This is a genomic window from Phycicoccus jejuensis, from assembly GCF_044797865.1.
GTDB classification, from domain to species: domain Bacteria; phylum Actinomycetota; class Actinomycetes; order Actinomycetales; family Dermatophilaceae; genus Phycicoccus; species Phycicoccus jejuensis.
Genome location: NZ_CP085209.1, coordinates 3,702,151 through 3,716,800, shown reverse-complemented (window position 1 = coordinate 3,716,800; position 14,650 = coordinate 3,702,151). Strand labels below are relative to the sequence as shown.

At 72.0% G+C, this 14,650-nt stretch carries 16 protein-coding genes; all 16 read left to right on the top strand.

All coding sequences use genetic code 11. The features are described from left to right. Window positions 1–47: 47 nt before the first annotated feature. On the top strand, window positions 48–479 hold the full coding sequence (gene rplK, locus LG324_RS17695; protein WP_030526801.1) for a 50S ribosomal protein L11: 432 nt from the start codon (window positions 48–50) through the stop codon (window positions 477–479). Window positions 480–556: 77 nt separating this feature from the next. Then, complete coding sequence (gene rplA / locus LG324_RS17690; RefSeq protein WP_030526802.1) at window positions 557–1,273, top strand: 50S ribosomal protein L1; 717 nt, start codon at window positions 557–559, stop codon at window positions 1,271–1,273. Between the two features lie 178 nt (window positions 1,274–1,451). Next, window positions 1,452–2,279 (top strand): hypothetical protein, encoded by an 828-nt coding sequence (locus LG324_RS17685; protein WP_030526803.1) that lies wholly within the window; start codon window positions 1,452–1,454, stop codon window positions 2,277–2,279. 329 nt (window positions 2,280–2,608) lie between these two features. Beyond that, window positions 2,609–3,226: a 50S ribosomal protein L10 gene (gene rplJ, locus LG324_RS17680; RefSeq protein ID WP_404350068.1), complete on the top strand. Its 618-nt coding sequence runs from the start codon at window positions 2,609–2,611 to the stop codon at window positions 3,224–3,226. Window positions 3,227–3,293: 67 nt separating this feature from the next. After that, window positions 3,294–3,686: a 50S ribosomal protein L7/L12 gene (gene rplL, locus LG324_RS17675; protein ID WP_030526805.1), complete on the top strand. Its 393-nt coding sequence runs from the start codon at window positions 3,294–3,296 to the stop codon at window positions 3,684–3,686. Between the two features lie 283 nt (window positions 3,687–3,969). After that, window positions 3,970–4,941, top strand: coding sequence for an ABC transporter ATP-binding protein (locus tag LG324_RS17670; protein ID WP_036828735.1), 972 nt, complete (start codon window positions 3,970–3,972; stop codon window positions 4,939–4,941). Then, the gene (locus LG324_RS17665; protein ID WP_030526807.1) at window positions 4,938–5,705 is read left to right on the top strand and encodes an ABC transporter permease; all 768 of its coding nucleotides are present in this window, start codon (window positions 4,938–4,940) and stop codon (window positions 5,703–5,705) included. Before LG324_RS17670 ends, LG324_RS17665 begins: the two co-directional genes overlap by 4 nt. A gap of 5 nt (window positions 5,706–5,710) precedes the next feature. After that, on the top strand, window positions 5,711–6,538 hold the full coding sequence (locus LG324_RS17660) for an ABC transporter permease (RefSeq protein WP_207025137.1): 828 nt from the start codon (window positions 5,711–5,713) through the stop codon (window positions 6,536–6,538). Further along, on the top strand, window positions 6,535–7,833 hold the full coding sequence (locus LG324_RS17655) for an MCE family protein (RefSeq protein ID WP_404350063.1): 1,299 nt from the start codon (window positions 6,535–6,537) through the stop codon (window positions 7,831–7,833). The genes LG324_RS17660 and LG324_RS17655 overlap by 4 nt, the downstream gene beginning before the upstream one ends. After that, window positions 7,830–8,861, top strand: a complete 1,032-nt coding sequence (locus tag LG324_RS17650) for an MCE family protein (RefSeq protein ID WP_404350061.1) — start codon at window positions 7,830–7,832, stop codon at window positions 8,859–8,861. Before LG324_RS17655 ends, LG324_RS17650 begins: the two co-directional genes overlap by 4 nt. Continuing rightward, window positions 8,858–9,883: an MCE family protein gene (locus LG324_RS17645; protein WP_404350059.1), complete on the top strand. Its 1,026-nt coding sequence runs from the start codon at window positions 8,858–8,860 to the stop codon at window positions 9,881–9,883. The genes LG324_RS17650 and LG324_RS17645 overlap by 4 nt, the downstream gene beginning before the upstream one ends. After that, window positions 9,880–11,067 carry an MCE family protein gene (locus tag LG324_RS17640; protein WP_404350056.1) on the top strand — a complete coding sequence of 396 codons (1,188 nt, stop codon included), beginning with the start codon at window positions 9,880–9,882 and terminating at the stop codon, window positions 11,065–11,067. The genes LG324_RS17645 and LG324_RS17640 overlap by 4 nt, the downstream gene beginning before the upstream one ends. Beyond that, a complete protein-coding gene (locus LG324_RS17635) occupies window positions 11,064–12,272 on the top strand; it encodes an MCE family protein (protein WP_404350054.1) in 1,209 nt (402 codons plus the stop codon). The genes LG324_RS17640 and LG324_RS17635 overlap by 4 nt, the downstream gene beginning before the upstream one ends. Continuing rightward, window positions 12,269–13,525 carry an MCE family protein gene (locus LG324_RS17630; RefSeq protein ID WP_404350051.1) on the top strand — a complete coding sequence of 419 codons (1,257 nt, stop codon included), beginning with the start codon at window positions 12,269–12,271 and terminating at the stop codon, window positions 13,523–13,525. The genes LG324_RS17635 and LG324_RS17630 overlap by 4 nt, the downstream gene beginning before the upstream one ends. Continuing rightward, entirely contained in the window at window positions 13,522–14,007 is a 486-nt protein-coding gene (locus LG324_RS17625; protein ID WP_207025143.1) for a hypothetical protein, read from the top strand. The genes LG324_RS17630 and LG324_RS17625 overlap by 4 nt, the downstream gene beginning before the upstream one ends. Further along, complete coding sequence (locus LG324_RS17620) at window positions 13,991–14,638, top strand: hypothetical protein (protein ID WP_404350049.1); 648 nt, start codon at window positions 13,991–13,993, stop codon at window positions 14,636–14,638. The genes LG324_RS17625 and LG324_RS17620 overlap by 17 nt, the downstream gene beginning before the upstream one ends. Window positions 14,639–14,650: the final 12 nt, after the last annotated feature.

Here is a 14,650-nt window from a genome sequence, read left to right as displayed (position 1 = left end):
GGGTCATCGCCCACGGCGTCGGCCCACACCACCGAAGAAGGACAGACATGCCCCCCAAGAAGAAGGTCTCCGGGTACATCAACCTGCAGATCCAGGCCGGTGCCGCGACCCCGGCCCCGCCCGTCGGCCCGGCCCTGGGTCAGCACGGCGTCAACATCATGGAGTTCGTCAAGGCGTACAACGCGGCGACCGAGCACCAGCGCGGCAGCATCATCCCCGTCGTCATCACGGTCTACGAAGACCGCTCCTTCACCTTCATCACGAAGACCCCGCCGGCCTCGGAGCTCATCAAGAAGGCCGCGGGCGTGCAGAAGGGCTCGGGCGAGCCGCACAAGACCAAGGCCGGCAAGCTCACGAAGGACCAGCTCCGCGAGATCGCCGAGACCAAGATGCCCGACCTCAACGCCAACGACGTCGACGCCGCGATGAAGATCATCGCCGGCACCGCCCGTCAGATGGGCATCGAGACCGAGCTCTGAGCCCGGTCCCACCCCCTGTGGCAGGGCCTGCGCTGGCCCGACGACCACGACTCCACCACCACTCCCAGGAGCAGCACATGAAGCGCAGCAAGGCGTACAACGCCGCGACCGAGAAGATCGACGCGGACAAGCTCTACAGCCCGCTCGAGGCCGTCCGCCTCGCCAAGGACGTCGCGTCCGCCAAGTACGACGAGACCGTCGAGGTGGCCTTCCGCCTCGGGGTCGACCCGCGCAAGGCCGACCAGATGGTCCGCGGCACGGTCAACCTCCCGCACGGCACGGGCAAGACCGCCCGCGTCCTCGTCTTCGCCAACGGCGACAAGGCCGAGGCCGCGACCGCGGCCGGCGCCGACTACGTCGGCTCCGACGACCTCCTCGAGAAGGTCGCCGGCGGCTGGCTCGACTTCGACGCCGTCGTCGCCACCCCGGACCTCATGGGCAAGGTCGGTCGTCTCGGCAAGGTGCTCGGCCCGCGCGGCCTCATGCCGAACCCGAAGACCGGCACCGTGACGATGGACACCGCCAAGGCCGTGTCCGACATCAAGGGCGGCAAGATCGAGTTCCGCGTCGACAAGCACGCGAACCTCCACTTCATCATCGGCAAGGCCTCCTTCGACGAGAAGTCGCTCGTCGAGAACTACGCCACCGCCCTCGAGGAGGTCCTCCGGCTCAAGCCGTCCGCCTCCAAGGGCCGGTACATCACGAAGGCGACCCTGTCGACGACGATGGGCCCGGGCATCCCGCTCGACTCCAGCAAGACCCGCAACCTCCTCGAGGAGCAGGTCGACGCCTGAGCGGCGCCCCACCACGACGGAGCCCGTCGCCCCTTCCCGGGGCGGCGGGCTCCGTCGCGAAGTGGTCACGAACGGGGAACCGGTGGGGCGCACGCCCCGTCGCAGAAGTACGCTGACAAGCACCCGGAGGCCTCGACGCGCCTCCGTCCACACGACGACCCATCGGGGGAAGCACCGTATGAAGCGCACCGTCCTGTCCGTCCTGGCCCTGTCCGGGGCCCTCGTGCTCGGCGCCTGCGGCTCGAGCACCAACGAGACCTCCTCCGGCTCCGGCTCCGCCGCCTCCTCCTCGGCCGCGCAGGAGACGCAGGCCCCGACCGCCAAGGTCGGTGACACGGTCGAGCTCAAGACCCTCGCCGAGCAGAGCGCCGCGGCCGTGCAGGCCAAGAAGACCGCGCACATGTCGATGACGACCGGCAGCGAGGGCACCATCGAGGCCGACCTCGACTACAGCGGCTCCTCGCCGAAGATGGCGATGGACATGAGCGAGTCCGGCGAGTCCTTCAAGGTCGTCTACATCGACAAGGTCATGTACATGGGTGGCGACACCTTCAAGGAGATGGCCGGCGGCAAGCCGTGGATCAAGATCGACCCCTCGGCCGACGACGCGATGTCGAAGATGATGGGCCCGATGCTGTCGCAGATGGAGTCGGCGATGGCCAACCCGACCGAGCAGCTCAAGGACGTCGAGGGGGTCACGGGCACCGTCACCAAGGTCGAGAACGGCGTGACGACCTACGAGGTCAAGCTCTCCAAGGAGCAGCTCGCCGAGATGGTCAAGAAGCAGGCCACGAGCATGCCGGGCGTCACCGAGGAGGCGCTCAAGCAGATGCCCGACGGCGTCTCGTACGAGATGTCCTTCGACGCCGAGGGCCTGCCCCAGACGGTCACGACCGACCTGGCCGGCCAGAAGCTCGTCATGAAGTACTCCAAGTGGGGCGAGCCCGTCACCGTCGAGGCCCCGCCGGCCAGCGAGGTCGGCACCTTCGAGATGCCGACGAGCTGACCGCTCGACGCGAACCGCACCCCGCACCACCCGCCGCGGCGCCCCGGGACCTCCCGGGGCGCCGCGGGCGTGCGGGGACCCGGGACGGCCCGGCCGCGATTTGGGGCGGGGCGCGACGTCCCGTACGCTGGTGCACGACCACAGACCGCCGGTCGTCGCGTGCACCCGCACGTGACCGAAGGTTCCACCGCGAGTGGGCGACCAGCGCAGGCCACGAAGTACCGGAACGCCACGACCCGTCGTGCTGCCCGAGCCCCGTGCCCTGCGCCGGGGCTCGTTCTCGTTCCTGGCCCTTCCCGTGCGGTCCGACCCGACGGAAGGAGGCCCGAATGTCACGTCCCGACAAGGCCGCGGCGATCGCCGAGCTCTCGGAGAAGTTCCAGAGCAGCAACGCCGCCGTCCTCACGGAGTACCGGGGACTCTCGGTGAAGCAGATCACCGACCTGCGCAACACCCTGCGTGGCAACGCGACCTACGCCGTGGTCAAGAACACGCTGACCCAGCTCGCCGCCAGGGACGCCGGGGTGACCGCGTTCGACGGTCAGCTCGTCGGCCCGTCCGCCATCGCCTTCGTCGAGGGCGACCCGGTGGAGGCGGCCAAGGGTCTGCGCGACTTCGCCAAGGCCAACCCCCTCCTGGTGATCAAGGGCGGCGTGCTCGAGGGCAAGACCCTCTCCGCCGAGGAGATCACCAAGCTCGCGGACCTCGAGTCCCGCGAGGTGCTCCTGGCCAAGCTGGCCGGCGCCATGAACGCGTCGCTCAGCCAGGCCGTCTACCTCTTCGCCGCTCCGCTCTCGAAGGCCGCTCGCACGGTCGACGCGCTGCGGGCCAAGGTCGAGACCGAGGGCCCGGTGGACACCGCCGCTGCCCCGGCCGCGGCCGAGGAGACCCCCGCCGAGGCTGACGCCCCGGCCACCGACGTCGCCGAGGGTGGCGACGCGAGCTGACCCCGCGGGTCCGCTCACCACACAATCCGCCACTCACGGCACAGTGCAGCAACGAAAGGACGCCATCATGGCCAAGCTCAGCACCGACGAGCTCCTTGACGCCTTCAAGGAGATGACCCTCATCGAGCTCTCCGAGTTCGTCAAGGAGTTCGAGGACACCTTCAACGTCACCGCCGCCGCGCCCGTCGCGGTCGCCGCCGCCGGCGCCCCCGCCGGTGGTGCGGGCGACGCCGCCGCCGCCGAGGAGCAGGACGAGTTCGACGTCGTCCTCGAGGCCGCCGGCGACAAGAAGATCGCCGTCATCAAGGAGGTCCGCGCGCTGACCTCCCTCGGCCTCAAGGAGGCCAAGGACCTCGTCGACGGCGCCCCGAAGCCCGTCCTCGAGAAGGTCGACAAGGCCGCGGCCGAGAAGGCCAAGGAGCAGCTCGAGGGCGCCGGCGCCACCGTCACCCTCAAGTGAGCCCGTCCCCGTGAGGGGACTCGCTTCGCACCAGCGGGGCCCGACCGTTCGCGGTCGGGCCCCGCTCGCGTGTCCGCACCCATCCGCCCGGGGGGAGGGCTCCGAACCCGTCTGCGTGGCCGGGTCCGGGCGCCGACGCGGGCATTCGTCCACCTGAGAAAACCCATAGGTGCTCAAAGCGCCGACCTCGTCCCTCCCATGGTCTGATGGTGCGGCGCCGGGGGCCTACCACTGGGTAACTTCGGCGCCCACGCACGGAAGCGCCACACGACGAAGGGTCGACATGGGTGTCGAGATCGCGGTGAGCGGCCTGACCAAGAGGTTCGGGAGCCAGCTCATCTGGGACGACGTGACCCTCACCCTCCCCGCCGGCGAGATCTCCGTCCTCCTCGGCCCCTCGGGCACCGGCAAGTCGGTCTTCCTCAAGACCCTCGTCGGCCTCATCCGCCCGGACCGCGGTTCGATCGTCATCGACGGCCGCGACGTCGTGCAGCTGCGCGGTGACGACCTCTACGAGGTGCGCAAGCTCTTCGGGGTGCTCTTCCAGGACGGCGCGCTCTTCGGCTCGATGAGCCTGTTCGACAACGTCGCCTTCCCGCTGCGCGAGCACACCCGCAAGAGCGAGAAGGAGGTCGCCTCCATCGTGCGCGAGAAGATGGAGCTCGTCGGCCTCGCGGGCGCCGAGGAGAAGCTCCCCGGAGAGATCTCCGGCGGGATGCGCAAGCGCGCCGGCCTGGCCCGCGCCCTCGTCCTCGACCCGCAGATCCTCCTCATCGACGAGCCGGACTCCGGCCTGGACCCGGTGCGCACCAGCTACATCAACCAGCTGTTCGTCGACCTCAACGCGCAGATCGACGCGACGTTCCTCATCGTCACGCACGACATCAACACGGCCCGGACCGTGCCGGACAACATCGGGCTGCTCTACCACAAGCACCTCGCGATGTTCGGGCCGCGCGAGATGCTCCTGTCCTCGGAGGAGCCGGTCGTGCGGCAGTTCCTCAACGCGCAGACGGTCGGCCCGATCGGGATGTCCGAGGAGAAGGACGCCGACGAGCTCGCGGCCGAGTCCGGCCAGGAGCTGCCGCCGCTGCCGCCGATCCCGCTCCAGCTGCCGACGAGCGACGGCCGACCCCGCCGCGCCGAGCGCACCGCGGGGGAGTGGTGCCGCGCGCACGACGTCACCCCACCGCCCGGCAGCTTCGCCTCGACGACGGCCGGCATCGTCGGCGTGCGCCCGGGGGCGGACGCATGACGGTCGTGACCAACGGCCTGCGTCAGGCCGGGTCGTTCTTCGGGCTCGTGCTCGACGTCGCGAAGGCGCTGCCCAAGCGGCCCTTCCAGCTGAAGGAGCTCATCCAGCAGGCCTGGTTCGTCGCGTCGGTGACGATCGTGCCGACCGCGCTCGTCTCGATCCCCTTCGGCGCCGTCATCGCCCTCCAGCTCGGCACGCTGACCCGCCAGCTCGGGGCGCAGTCCTTCACGGGGGCGGCCTCGGTGCTCGCGGTCGTGCGCGAGGCCTCGCCGCTCGTCACCGCGCTCCTCGTCGCCGGCGCCGGCGGCTCGGCCATCTGCGCCGACCTGGGCTCGCGCAAGATCCGCGAGGAGATCGACGCGATGGAGGTGCTGGGCATCTCGCCGATCCAGCGTCTCGTCGTGCCGCGGGTGCTCGCGACGATGCTCGTCGCCGCCCTCCTCAACGGCCTCGTGTCGGTCGTCGGGGTCGCCGGTGGCTACGTCTTCAACGTCCTGGTCCAGGGCGGCACCCCCGGCGCCTACGTCGCGTCGTTCACCGCCCTCGCGCAGACGGCCGACCTCGTGACGGCCGAGATCAAGGCCCTGCTCTTCGGGATGCTCGCCGCCCTCGTCGCCTCCTACAAGGGGCTCACCGCCGGGGGCGGCCCGAAGGGCGTCGGCGACGCCGTCAACCAGGCCGTCGTCATCACCTTCATGCTCCTGTTCGTCGTCAACTTCGTCATCAGCGCCGTGTACTTCCAAGTCGTCCCGCAGAAGATCTGACGCCGATGTCCCGTCTCTCCTCCGTGACGCGCGCCCCGCTGCGGCTCCTCGACGAGCTGAGCGGCCAGATGCGCTTCTACGTGCAGTCCGTCGGCTGGGTCCCGCGCACCCTGCGCCGCTACCGGCGGGAGGTCGTCCGCCTGCTCGCGGAGGTCTCGCTCGGCACCGGAGCGCTCAGCGTCATCGGCGGCACCGTCGGCGTCCTCACCTTCCTCGCCTTCTTCACCGGCAGCCAGGTGGGCCTGCAGGGGTACAGCTCGCTCGACCAGCTCGGCACCGGCGCGTTCGCCGGGTTCGTCTCGGCCTACCTCAACACCCGCGAGATCGCCCCGCTCGTCGCCGGGCTGGCGCTGGCCGCGACCGTCGGCTGCGGCTTCACCGCGCAGCTCGGCGCGATGCGGATCAGCGAGGAGGTCGACGCGCTCGAGGTCATGGGCATCCCGAGCCTGCCCTTCCTCGTGACGACCCGGATGATCGCCGGTTTCGTCGCGGTCATCCCGCTCTACGTCCTCGGGCTGCTCTCGTCGTACGCGGCGACCCGCTTCATCGTCACCGACTACTTCGGGCAGTCCAAGGGGACCTACGACCACTATTTCCACCTGTTTCTGCCCCCCGGAGACATCCTCTGGTCCTTCGCCAAGGTCCTCGTCTTCGCCGTCGTCATCATCGGCATCCACTGCTACTACGGCTACACCGCGAGCGGCGGCCCGGCCGGGGTCGGTGTGGCCGTCGGCCGGGCGGTGCGCACCTCGATCGTCGCCGTCAACGTCATCGACTTCTTCCTCAGCCTCGCGATCTGGGGCGCCACGACGACGGTGAGGATCGCCGGATGAGTGGCGGGTTCCTCGCGGGGCTGCGGGAGCGGGCGTACGGCGTCGCGTTCCTGCTCGTCGCCGTGCTCGGTGTCGCGGCCTCCGTGGCGACCTTCGAGAAGGTCTTCACGAAGGTCGTGACCGTCACCCTGCGCACCGACCGGATCGGCAGCCAGATGCAGGAGGCCGCCGACGTCAAGATCCGCGGCGTCGTCGTCGGCGAGGTCCGCTCGATCGCCTCGAGCCCGCAGGGCGCGACCCTCACCCTGGCGCTCGACCCCGCCTCCACCGACCTCGTCCCGGCGTCGGTCAGCGCCCGCCTCCTGCCCAAGACCCTCTTCGGCGAGCGCTTCGTCGACCTCGTCGCGCCGAGCGGCGACCCCGGCCGCGCGATCCGGGAGGGCGACGTCATCCCGCAGGACCGCACGTCCGTGGCCATCGAGCTCGAGCGCGTCTTCGACGAGCTGCTCCCGCTGCTGCGCGCCGTCAGGCCCGAGAAGCTCGCCGCCACGCTCAACGCGCTGGCGACCGCGCTCGACGGCCGCGGGACGAGGCTCGGCGAGAACCTCGTGCTCGTCAACCGCTACTTCACCGAGCTCAACCCGAACCTGCCGCTGATCCAGGAGGACATCAGCGGGCTGGCCGACCTCGCGAGCACCTACGCCGACGCCGCTCCCGACCTCCTGCGCGCCGCGAACGCGCTGCGCACGACGAACACGACGATCGTCGAGAAGCAGGACCAGCTCTCGGGCTTCCTCGCCGGGACGGCCGGCTTCGCCAACACGACGGCGTCCTTCCTCGAGCAGAACGAGGACCGGATCATCCAGGTCGGCCGGGTCCAGCGCCCGACGCTGCAGGTCCTCGCCAAGCACGCGCCCGTCTACCCCTGCCTCGCACGGGGCCTCGTCGCCTGGATCCCGCGCGCCGAGGGGATCTTCGCGGGCGGTCAGTTCCACATCACCGTCGAGACGCCGCCGCAGCGCAGCGCCTACCGGCCGGGGCAGGAGCCGGCCTGGCAGGACGACCGCGGGCCGTCCTGCCGTGGCCTGCCGTCGCCCGGCGGGAGCCAGAAGGACCCGCGCCGCGCGGTCACCTTCGCCGACGGCACCGGGGGCAGCGCCCGCTCCGCCCTGCCCTCGGCCCTCCTCGCGCCCGGTGGGGTCGCCGTCGGCAACGTCGACTCCGGCCTCGCGGGGACGCAGGCCGAGCAGGAGGTCGTCGCCATCGCGCTCGCCTCCGAGGGGCACGGCGAGCCGTCGGCGCTCACGACCCTCCTCGCCGGGCCGATGCTGCGGGGGGCGGTGGTCGACCAGTGAGGACCGGACCCAGCCTCGTCAAGCTCCTCGCCTTCGTCGTCGTCACCGTGCTCGCCACGGGCGTGCTCGCGGCGACGATCGCCAACGTCCTGCCGGGCGACAAGGCCACCTACCGCGCGCTGTTCACGGACGTCACGGGCCTGAGCAGCGGCCAGGACGTCCGCATCGCCGGCGTGCGCGTCGGGACCGTGAGGGACATCCGGGTCGCGACGGACCGGGTCAGCGCCGAGGTGACCTTCGAGGTGCTGCGCAGCTCGACCCTGACGCAGGGGACGGCGGCGACCATCAAGTACCGCAACCTCGTCGGCGAGCGGTACGTCGCGCTGACCCAGGAGCCCGGGGACGCCACGCCGCTGCCCGAGGGCGGCACGATCCCGCTGGCCCGCACCCACCCGGCGCTCGACCTCACCGTCCTGTTCAACGGGTTCAAGCCGCTCTTCGCCGCGCTCTCGCCGCAGGACGTCAACGAGCTCTCCGCGCAGATCATCTCCGTCCTCCAGGGCGAGGGCGGTGACATCAACAGCCTCCTCGGCCAGACCGCGTCCCTGACTAAGGCGCTCGCGGACCGCGACGCGGTGATCGGCCGGACGATCGACAACCTCAACACCGTGCTCGGGACGGTGGAGTCCAACGACACCGCGTTCGCCGACCTCCTGCGCCAGCTCCAGCGGTTCGTGTCCGGGCTCGCCGAGGACCGCACGGCCATCGGCGACTCGCTGACGAACATCAACGCGCTGACCGGTGACACCGCGAGCCTCCTGCAGGCGGCCCGGCCCGACCTCCGGAGCGACATCGCGAACCTCGGGGACCTCGCGAGCACGCTGAACGAGCCGGCCAACACGAAGGAGTTCGAGCGGTTCATCGGGCAGGCGCCGACGAAGATCTCGACGATCACCCGGACGGCCACCTATGGCTCGTGGTTCAACTTCTACCTCTGCCGCTTCGACGTGCAGAACCTGCTGCTGCCGACCGGCAAGACGCCCGGGGGGCTGGGGTACGACGTGGCGGCGGCGAGGTGCCGGTCGTGAGGGCGCCCCGGCTGCGGGTGCCGCGCCTGTCCGCCCGCCACGCGCGGTCCGGGCGGCCCCCGCGCGACCGCAACACGCTGCGCCTCGGCCTCGCCGGCATCACCGCGATGGTCGTGCTCATGGTGCTGGCGTTCAACGCGTCGAGCCTGCCGTTCATCGGTGGCGGTGACGACTACAGCGCGGCCTTCACCGAGGCCGGCGGGCTGCGCGACGGTGACGACGTCCGCATCGCCGGCGTGACCGTCGGCAAGGTCACCGGCGTCGACCTCGAGGGCTCGCACGTCCGCGTGGACTTCCGGGTCACCGAGGACGTCGCCTTCGGCCCCTCGACCGGGGCGTCGGTCCGGATCAAGACCCTGCTCGGCGAGAAGTACGTCGGCCTCGAGCCGCGGGGGACCGGGCGGATGAAGGTCGGCGCGCAGATCCCGCTGTCGCGCACCGTCTCCTCCTACGACGTGGTCACCGCGTTCTCCGACCTCACCCGCACGACCGAGCGGATCGACACCGACCAGCTCGCGCGTTCGCTCGACGTCCTCGCGACCGAGTTCAAGGACACCCCAGAGAACGTCCGGGGCGCGCTCGACGGCCTGGGCCGGCTGTCCTCGACCATCGCGAGCCGGGACGAGAAGCTGCGCGAGCTGCTCCGGGCCGCCGACTCCGTCACCGGGACCGTCGCCGAGCAGAACGCGGTCGTCGACAAGCTCATCAAGGACGCCGACCTCCTCGTGGCCGAGCTCGAGACGCGGCGCGAGGCCATCCACACCCTCTTCACGAACACGAGCGCCCTCGCGGAGCAGGTCACCGGCCTGGTCGAGGACAACCGGGCCGAGCTGCGGCCGGCGCTCGAGCAGCTCAAGGGCGTCCTCGCGACGCTCCAGGGCCACGAGGAGGACCTGCGCGACACCATCCGCGCGATGGCCCCGTTCACCCGGCTCTTCGCGAACACGCTCGGCACCGGGCCGTGGTTCGACACCTACATCCAGAACCTCACCAACCCCGTCGGGGGGGTGGGGCGCGGATGACCCGACGCACGCTCCCCGGTGGCGCCCGCCTGGCCGCCGTCGCCCGCCGCACTCCCCGCCGCGTCGCGCTCGCGGCCGGCGTCCTCGTCCTCGCGCTCGTCGCGGTCGTGGCGGTCGCCTGGCCGCGGCCCCAGCCGATGCACCTGAGCGCCGAGTTCGTCCGGGCGGTCGGGCTCTTCCCCGGCTCGGACGTCCGGATCCTCGGCGTCAAGGTCGGCCAGGTGACGGCGGTCGAGCCGCGCGGCGAGACCGTCCGGGTCGACCTCGACGTGACGACCGACCACCCGGTGCCCGCCGACGCGCAGGCCGCGATCGTCGCGCCCTCGCTCGTCAGCGACCGGTACGTCCAGCTGCTGCCGGTCTGGACCGACGGGCCGCGGATGCGCGACGGCGCACGGATCCCCTTGGAGCGCACCGCCGTCCCCGTCGAGCTCGACCGCGTGAGCCAGAGCCTGGACGACCTGATGGTCGCCCTCGGGCCGCAGGGGGCCAACGCCGACGGCGCGCTCTCGCGGGTGCTCGAGACCGGCGCGGCCAACCTCGACGGCAACGGGCAGACGCTGCACGACACGACGGTCGACCTCTCGCGCGCCGTGCAGACGTTCGCCGAGGGGCGCGGCGACCTGTTCTCGACCGTGAAGAACCTCAACACCTTCACCGAGACGGTCGCGGCCAACGACAAGCAGGTGCGGCGGCTCAACGACAACCTGGCCTCGGTCACCACCGCCCTCGACGACGAGCGCGACGACCTCGCCTCGGCGCTGGCCAACCTCGCGGTGGCCCTCGACCAGGTCACCTCGTTCGTCCGCGACAACCGGGCCGTCCTCACGGACGACGTCGGGCGCCTCACCGACGTCACCTCCGCCGTCGCGCAGGAGCGCAAGGCGCTCGCCGAGACCCTCGACGACGCCCCCGTCGCGCTCTCCAACCTCCAGCTCGCCTACGACGAGAGGACGGGCTCGCTCGACACCCGGGCGACCATCCAGGGCACCGACCGGCCCGGCCTGCTGCTCTGCTCGCTCATCACCGGGCCGACGGGGACCGGCAACACCGACCTGTGCAAGAGCTCCGGCCTCCTCGACCTGAAGCTGCCCGACGTCCTCGGCGGGCTCACCGGCTCGCGGGGCGAGACGGGCGGGTTGCTCCGCGGGGCCGACCCCACCCTCGGAGGGCTGCTCGGATGACCACGACCCGCCGCCGCCTCACCGCCGCCGTCGGCGCGCTCACCGCGCTCGTCCTCGCGGGCTGCACGAGCGTCTACGACCTCCCGCTGCCCGGCGGCCCGCGGGCCGAGGGCCGCCAGATCACGGTCCGGGCCGAGTTCGCCGACGTCCTCGACCTCGTCCCGCGCTCGTCGGTCAAGATCGACGAGGTGACCGTGGGGGAGGTGACGGCCATCGACCTCGACGGCTGGACCGCCCGCGTGACGATGCGGGTGCCGGCCGCCAGCGACCTGCCCGACGACACCCGGGCCGAGCTCAAGCAGACCTCTCTACTGGGCGAGAAGTACGTCGCCCTCGAGCGTCCCGAGGGTGGTGGCACCGGCCGGCTCGGCGACGGCGACCTCATCCCGCTCGAGCGCACCGGGCGCAACCCCGAGGTCGAGGAGGTGCTGGCCGCCCTCTCGATGCTGCTCAACGGCGGGGGAGTGGGTCAGCTCAAGGTCATCGAGACCGAGCTGAACAACGCCCTGCGCGGCCGGACCGACGACATCCGCAGCCTCGTCACGCAGCTCGACACCTTCGTCGGCGGTCTCGACGACCAGAAGGCCGAGATCGTCCGCGCCATCGACGGCATCGACCGGCTGAGCGCGAGCCTCGCGCAGCGGCGCGGCGAGCTCGAGGGCGTGCTGCGCGAGCTGCCGAAGGGTCTCGCGATCCTCGCCGACCAGCGCGAGCAGCTGACGACGATGCTGACCTCCCTCGACCGGCTCGGGAAGGTCGGCACGCGGGTCGTCCGGGCCTCGCGCGAGGACACGCTGGCGAACCTCGCCGCGTTGAAGCCGGTTCTCGCGCAGCTGAACGAGGCCGGCGACGACCTGCCGAAGAGCCTCCAGCTGCTCCTCACCTACCCCTTCCCCGACTCCTCGCTCCAGGCGATCAAGGGCGACTACACGAACCTGCACGTGACGGCCGACCTCGACCTCCGGGGCCTCACCCTGCCCCTGCCGACCGCGCTGCCGACGATCCTCCCGACGTCGCTGCCGACGGTCCTGCCGACGGTCCTCCCGACGGTCCTGCCGACCGTCACGGTGCCGGTGCCGACCATCCTCCCGAGCCTGCCGCTGCCGACGCGCTCGGGCGGCCCGCTCTGCCCGCCGGTCTGCCTCGGGGGCGGCGCGGCCGACGACGCCTCGTGGACGACGCTCTACACCGGGGGGCAGCCGTGATCCGTCGCCTGACCCGGGTCCAGCTCGGGCTCTTCCTCGTCATCACCGTCGTCGCGACGTCGATCCTCTCGGCGAGCTACGTCGGGCTGACCGAGCGCGTCTTCGGCACCGGTCCGACCGTCGTCGTCGACCTCGCGAGCTCCGGCGGCATCTTCGAGGGCGCCGAGGTGACCTACCGCGGCGTGCGGGTCGGCCGCGTCGAGGACCTGACGCTCAGCGCCGACGGCGTCCGCGCCCACGCGAAGCTCGAGAGCGGGGTCGAGGTGCCGACCGACACCCGCGCCGTCGTCGAGAACCGCTCGGCGGTGGGGGAGCAGTACCTCGACCTCCAGCCGCGGGCCGAGGGCGCCCCCTACCTCGCGGACGGCGACGTCATCGCGCGCGACGACACCGCCACCCCGCTGCGCGTCGACCAGCTGCTGCTCGACGTCGACCGCACCGTGCGCTCGGTCCCCAAGGACGACCTCTCGACCGTGGTCGACGAGCTCGGCACCGGCTTCGAGGGCACCGGCGATGACCTCGGCCGGCTCATCGACGGCGGGGACGCGTTGACGCGCAGCGCGATCGAGGCGCTGCCCGACACCGTGGCCCTGCTGCGCTCCGGCAAGGTCGTGCTCGACACCCAGCGCGACGGCGCCTCGCAGATCAGGACGTTCTCGGGGAACCTGGCCCGGATCTCCGAGACGCTGCGCGACTCCGACCCCGACCTGCGTGTGGTCCTCGACCGCGGTGCGGTGGCGTCCGCCGAGCTCGAGGCCGTCGTCGCCGAGAACCGCACCTCGCTCGCCACGCTCCTCGCCAACCTCGTGACGGTCGGGCAGGTGACGAGCGCCCGCGTCGACGGCATCGACCAGCTGCTCATCACCTACCCCGAGGTCGTCGCAGGCGGCTACACCGTCGTCCCCGGTGACGGCACCGCGCACTTCGGGCTCCAGCTCTCGCAGTCGCCCGGCCCGTGCACGCAGGGCTACGGGGGCACGACGAGGACCGACCCCAACCGGACGAGCGGGCTGCCGAAGGCCAACACCGACGCCCGGTGCTCGCTGCCGCGCGGCTCGGCCTCGACCGTCCGCGGCGCCCAGAACGCGCCGGGGGCCCGCCCGGCCGGCAGCGCGACGTACGCCATGGCGTACGGTTCCGAGCCGGTCCCGCTGGGGACCACCGCCTACGGGGCGCCGGCCACGGTCTCGGCGCCCGTCGCCCCGGCCGCCGGCGGCGGCCTGTCCTGGATCATGGAGGAGGCCACCCGATGACCCGCACCGTCCGCGTCCTGTGGGCCCTCGTCGCGCTCGTCGTCGTCGCGACGGTCGTGCTCGGCGCGACCCGCGGCCGCGCCTGGTACGAGGGCCGGCAGCTCGAGCAGGCCCAGCGCGACGCGCTCGCGGCCGGCCGGCAGCTGGCCGTCAACTTCGCGACGCTCGACTACCGGCAGGTCGACGCCGACACCAAGCGAGTGGAGGACGGGGCCACGGGGGAGTTCCTCGACAGCTACGGCAAGAGCCTCGCCGACCTGCGCAGCGTCGTCGTCCAGAACAAGTCGACCTCACGGGTCGAGCGGGCCGAGGCCGCCCTGGTCTCGGGCGACCGCGACTCCGCGCAGGTCATCGTCGGCATCGTCGCGCCGACGACCAACACCAACGTCCCGGACGGCGAGACCAAGACCTACCGGGTCAAGCTCGGCCTGCGGGAGCTCGGCGGCACGTGGAAGGTGGAGCGCCTTGAGTTCGTCGGATGACCGTCGTCGCCCCCGGGTCGCGGGCCAGCGCCGCCGGCACGGCCGCCCGTCGGGGGAGCCGCCCGCGCCCGCGACGACGCCGGCCCCGGAGCCCGAGACGGCCGACCCGGTCGAGACGGTGGAGCCCGACGAGGACGCCGGCCGCCGCGGCCGCCTGCCGGCCGGTGCGGCGACCCCGCTGACCCTCCTCGTCCTCGCCCTCGTCGCCCTCGCGCTCGTCCTCACGGTGTCGCTGCGCGACCCCGGGGACCGCGAGCGCGACGCCCGCGCGGCGACCGCGGCCGCACGCACCTCCCTCGAGCAGCTGCTCTCCTACAGCTGGAAGACCCTCGACGCCCAGGCGCAGCGCAACGCCGGCCTGCTCACCGGCTCGTTCCGGACGGAGTACGCCACGACGATGGCCGGGGCCATCGCCCCGGTCGCCGAGAAGCAGAAGGTGACGGTCCAGGCGCGCAGCTACGAGGCCGGCGTCATGGGGCAGACCCCGGACACCGTCACCGTCCAGGTCTTCCTCAACCAGGCCAAGACGGCCGAGGGCGAGGAGCAGCCGTCGGTGGACCAGAACAGGGTCATCGCGACGATGCGCAAGGTCGACGGACGCTGGCTCGTCGAGCGGCTCTCGGCCTACTGACACGACCCGCCG

What these genes read in the sequence shown, in the direction of transcription:
- rplK (WP_030526801.1), top strand. Translation starts at nt 48, where the DNA reads ATGCCCCCCAAGAAGAAGGTCTCCGGGTACATCAACCTGCAGATCCAG.
- rplA (WP_030526802.1), top strand. Translation starts at nt 557, where the DNA reads ATGAAGCGCAGCAAGGCGTACAACGCCGCGACCGAGAAGATCGACGCG.
- LG324_RS17685 (WP_030526803.1), top strand. Translation starts at nt 1,452, where the DNA reads ATGAAGCGCACCGTCCTGTCCGTCCTGGCCCTGTCCGGGGCCCTCGTG.
- rplJ (WP_404350068.1), top strand. Translation starts at nt 2,609, where the DNA reads ATGTCACGTCCCGACAAGGCCGCGGCGATCGCCGAGCTCTCGGAGAAG.
- rplL (WP_030526805.1), top strand. Translation starts at nt 3,294, where the DNA reads ATGGCCAAGCTCAGCACCGACGAGCTCCTTGACGCCTTCAAGGAGATG.
- LG324_RS17670 (WP_036828735.1), top strand. Translation starts at nt 3,970, where the DNA reads ATGGGTGTCGAGATCGCGGTGAGCGGCCTGACCAAGAGGTTCGGGAGC.
- LG324_RS17665 (WP_030526807.1), top strand. Translation starts at nt 4,938, where the DNA reads ATGACGGTCGTGACCAACGGCCTGCGTCAGGCCGGGTCGTTCTTCGGG.
- LG324_RS17660 (WP_207025137.1), top strand. Translation starts at nt 5,711, where the DNA reads ATGTCCCGTCTCTCCTCCGTGACGCGCGCCCCGCTGCGGCTCCTCGAC.
- LG324_RS17655 (WP_404350063.1), top strand. Translation starts at nt 6,535, where the DNA reads ATGAGTGGCGGGTTCCTCGCGGGGCTGCGGGAGCGGGCGTACGGCGTC.
- LG324_RS17640 (WP_404350056.1), top strand. Translation starts at nt 9,880, where the DNA reads ATGACCCGACGCACGCTCCCCGGTGGCGCCCGCCTGGCCGCCGTCGCC.
- LG324_RS17635 (WP_404350054.1), top strand. Translation starts at nt 11,064, where the DNA reads ATGACCACGACCCGCCGCCGCCTCACCGCCGCCGTCGGCGCGCTCACC.
- LG324_RS17625 (WP_207025143.1), top strand. Translation starts at nt 13,522, where the DNA reads ATGACCCGCACCGTCCGCGTCCTGTGGGCCCTCGTCGCGCTCGTCGTC.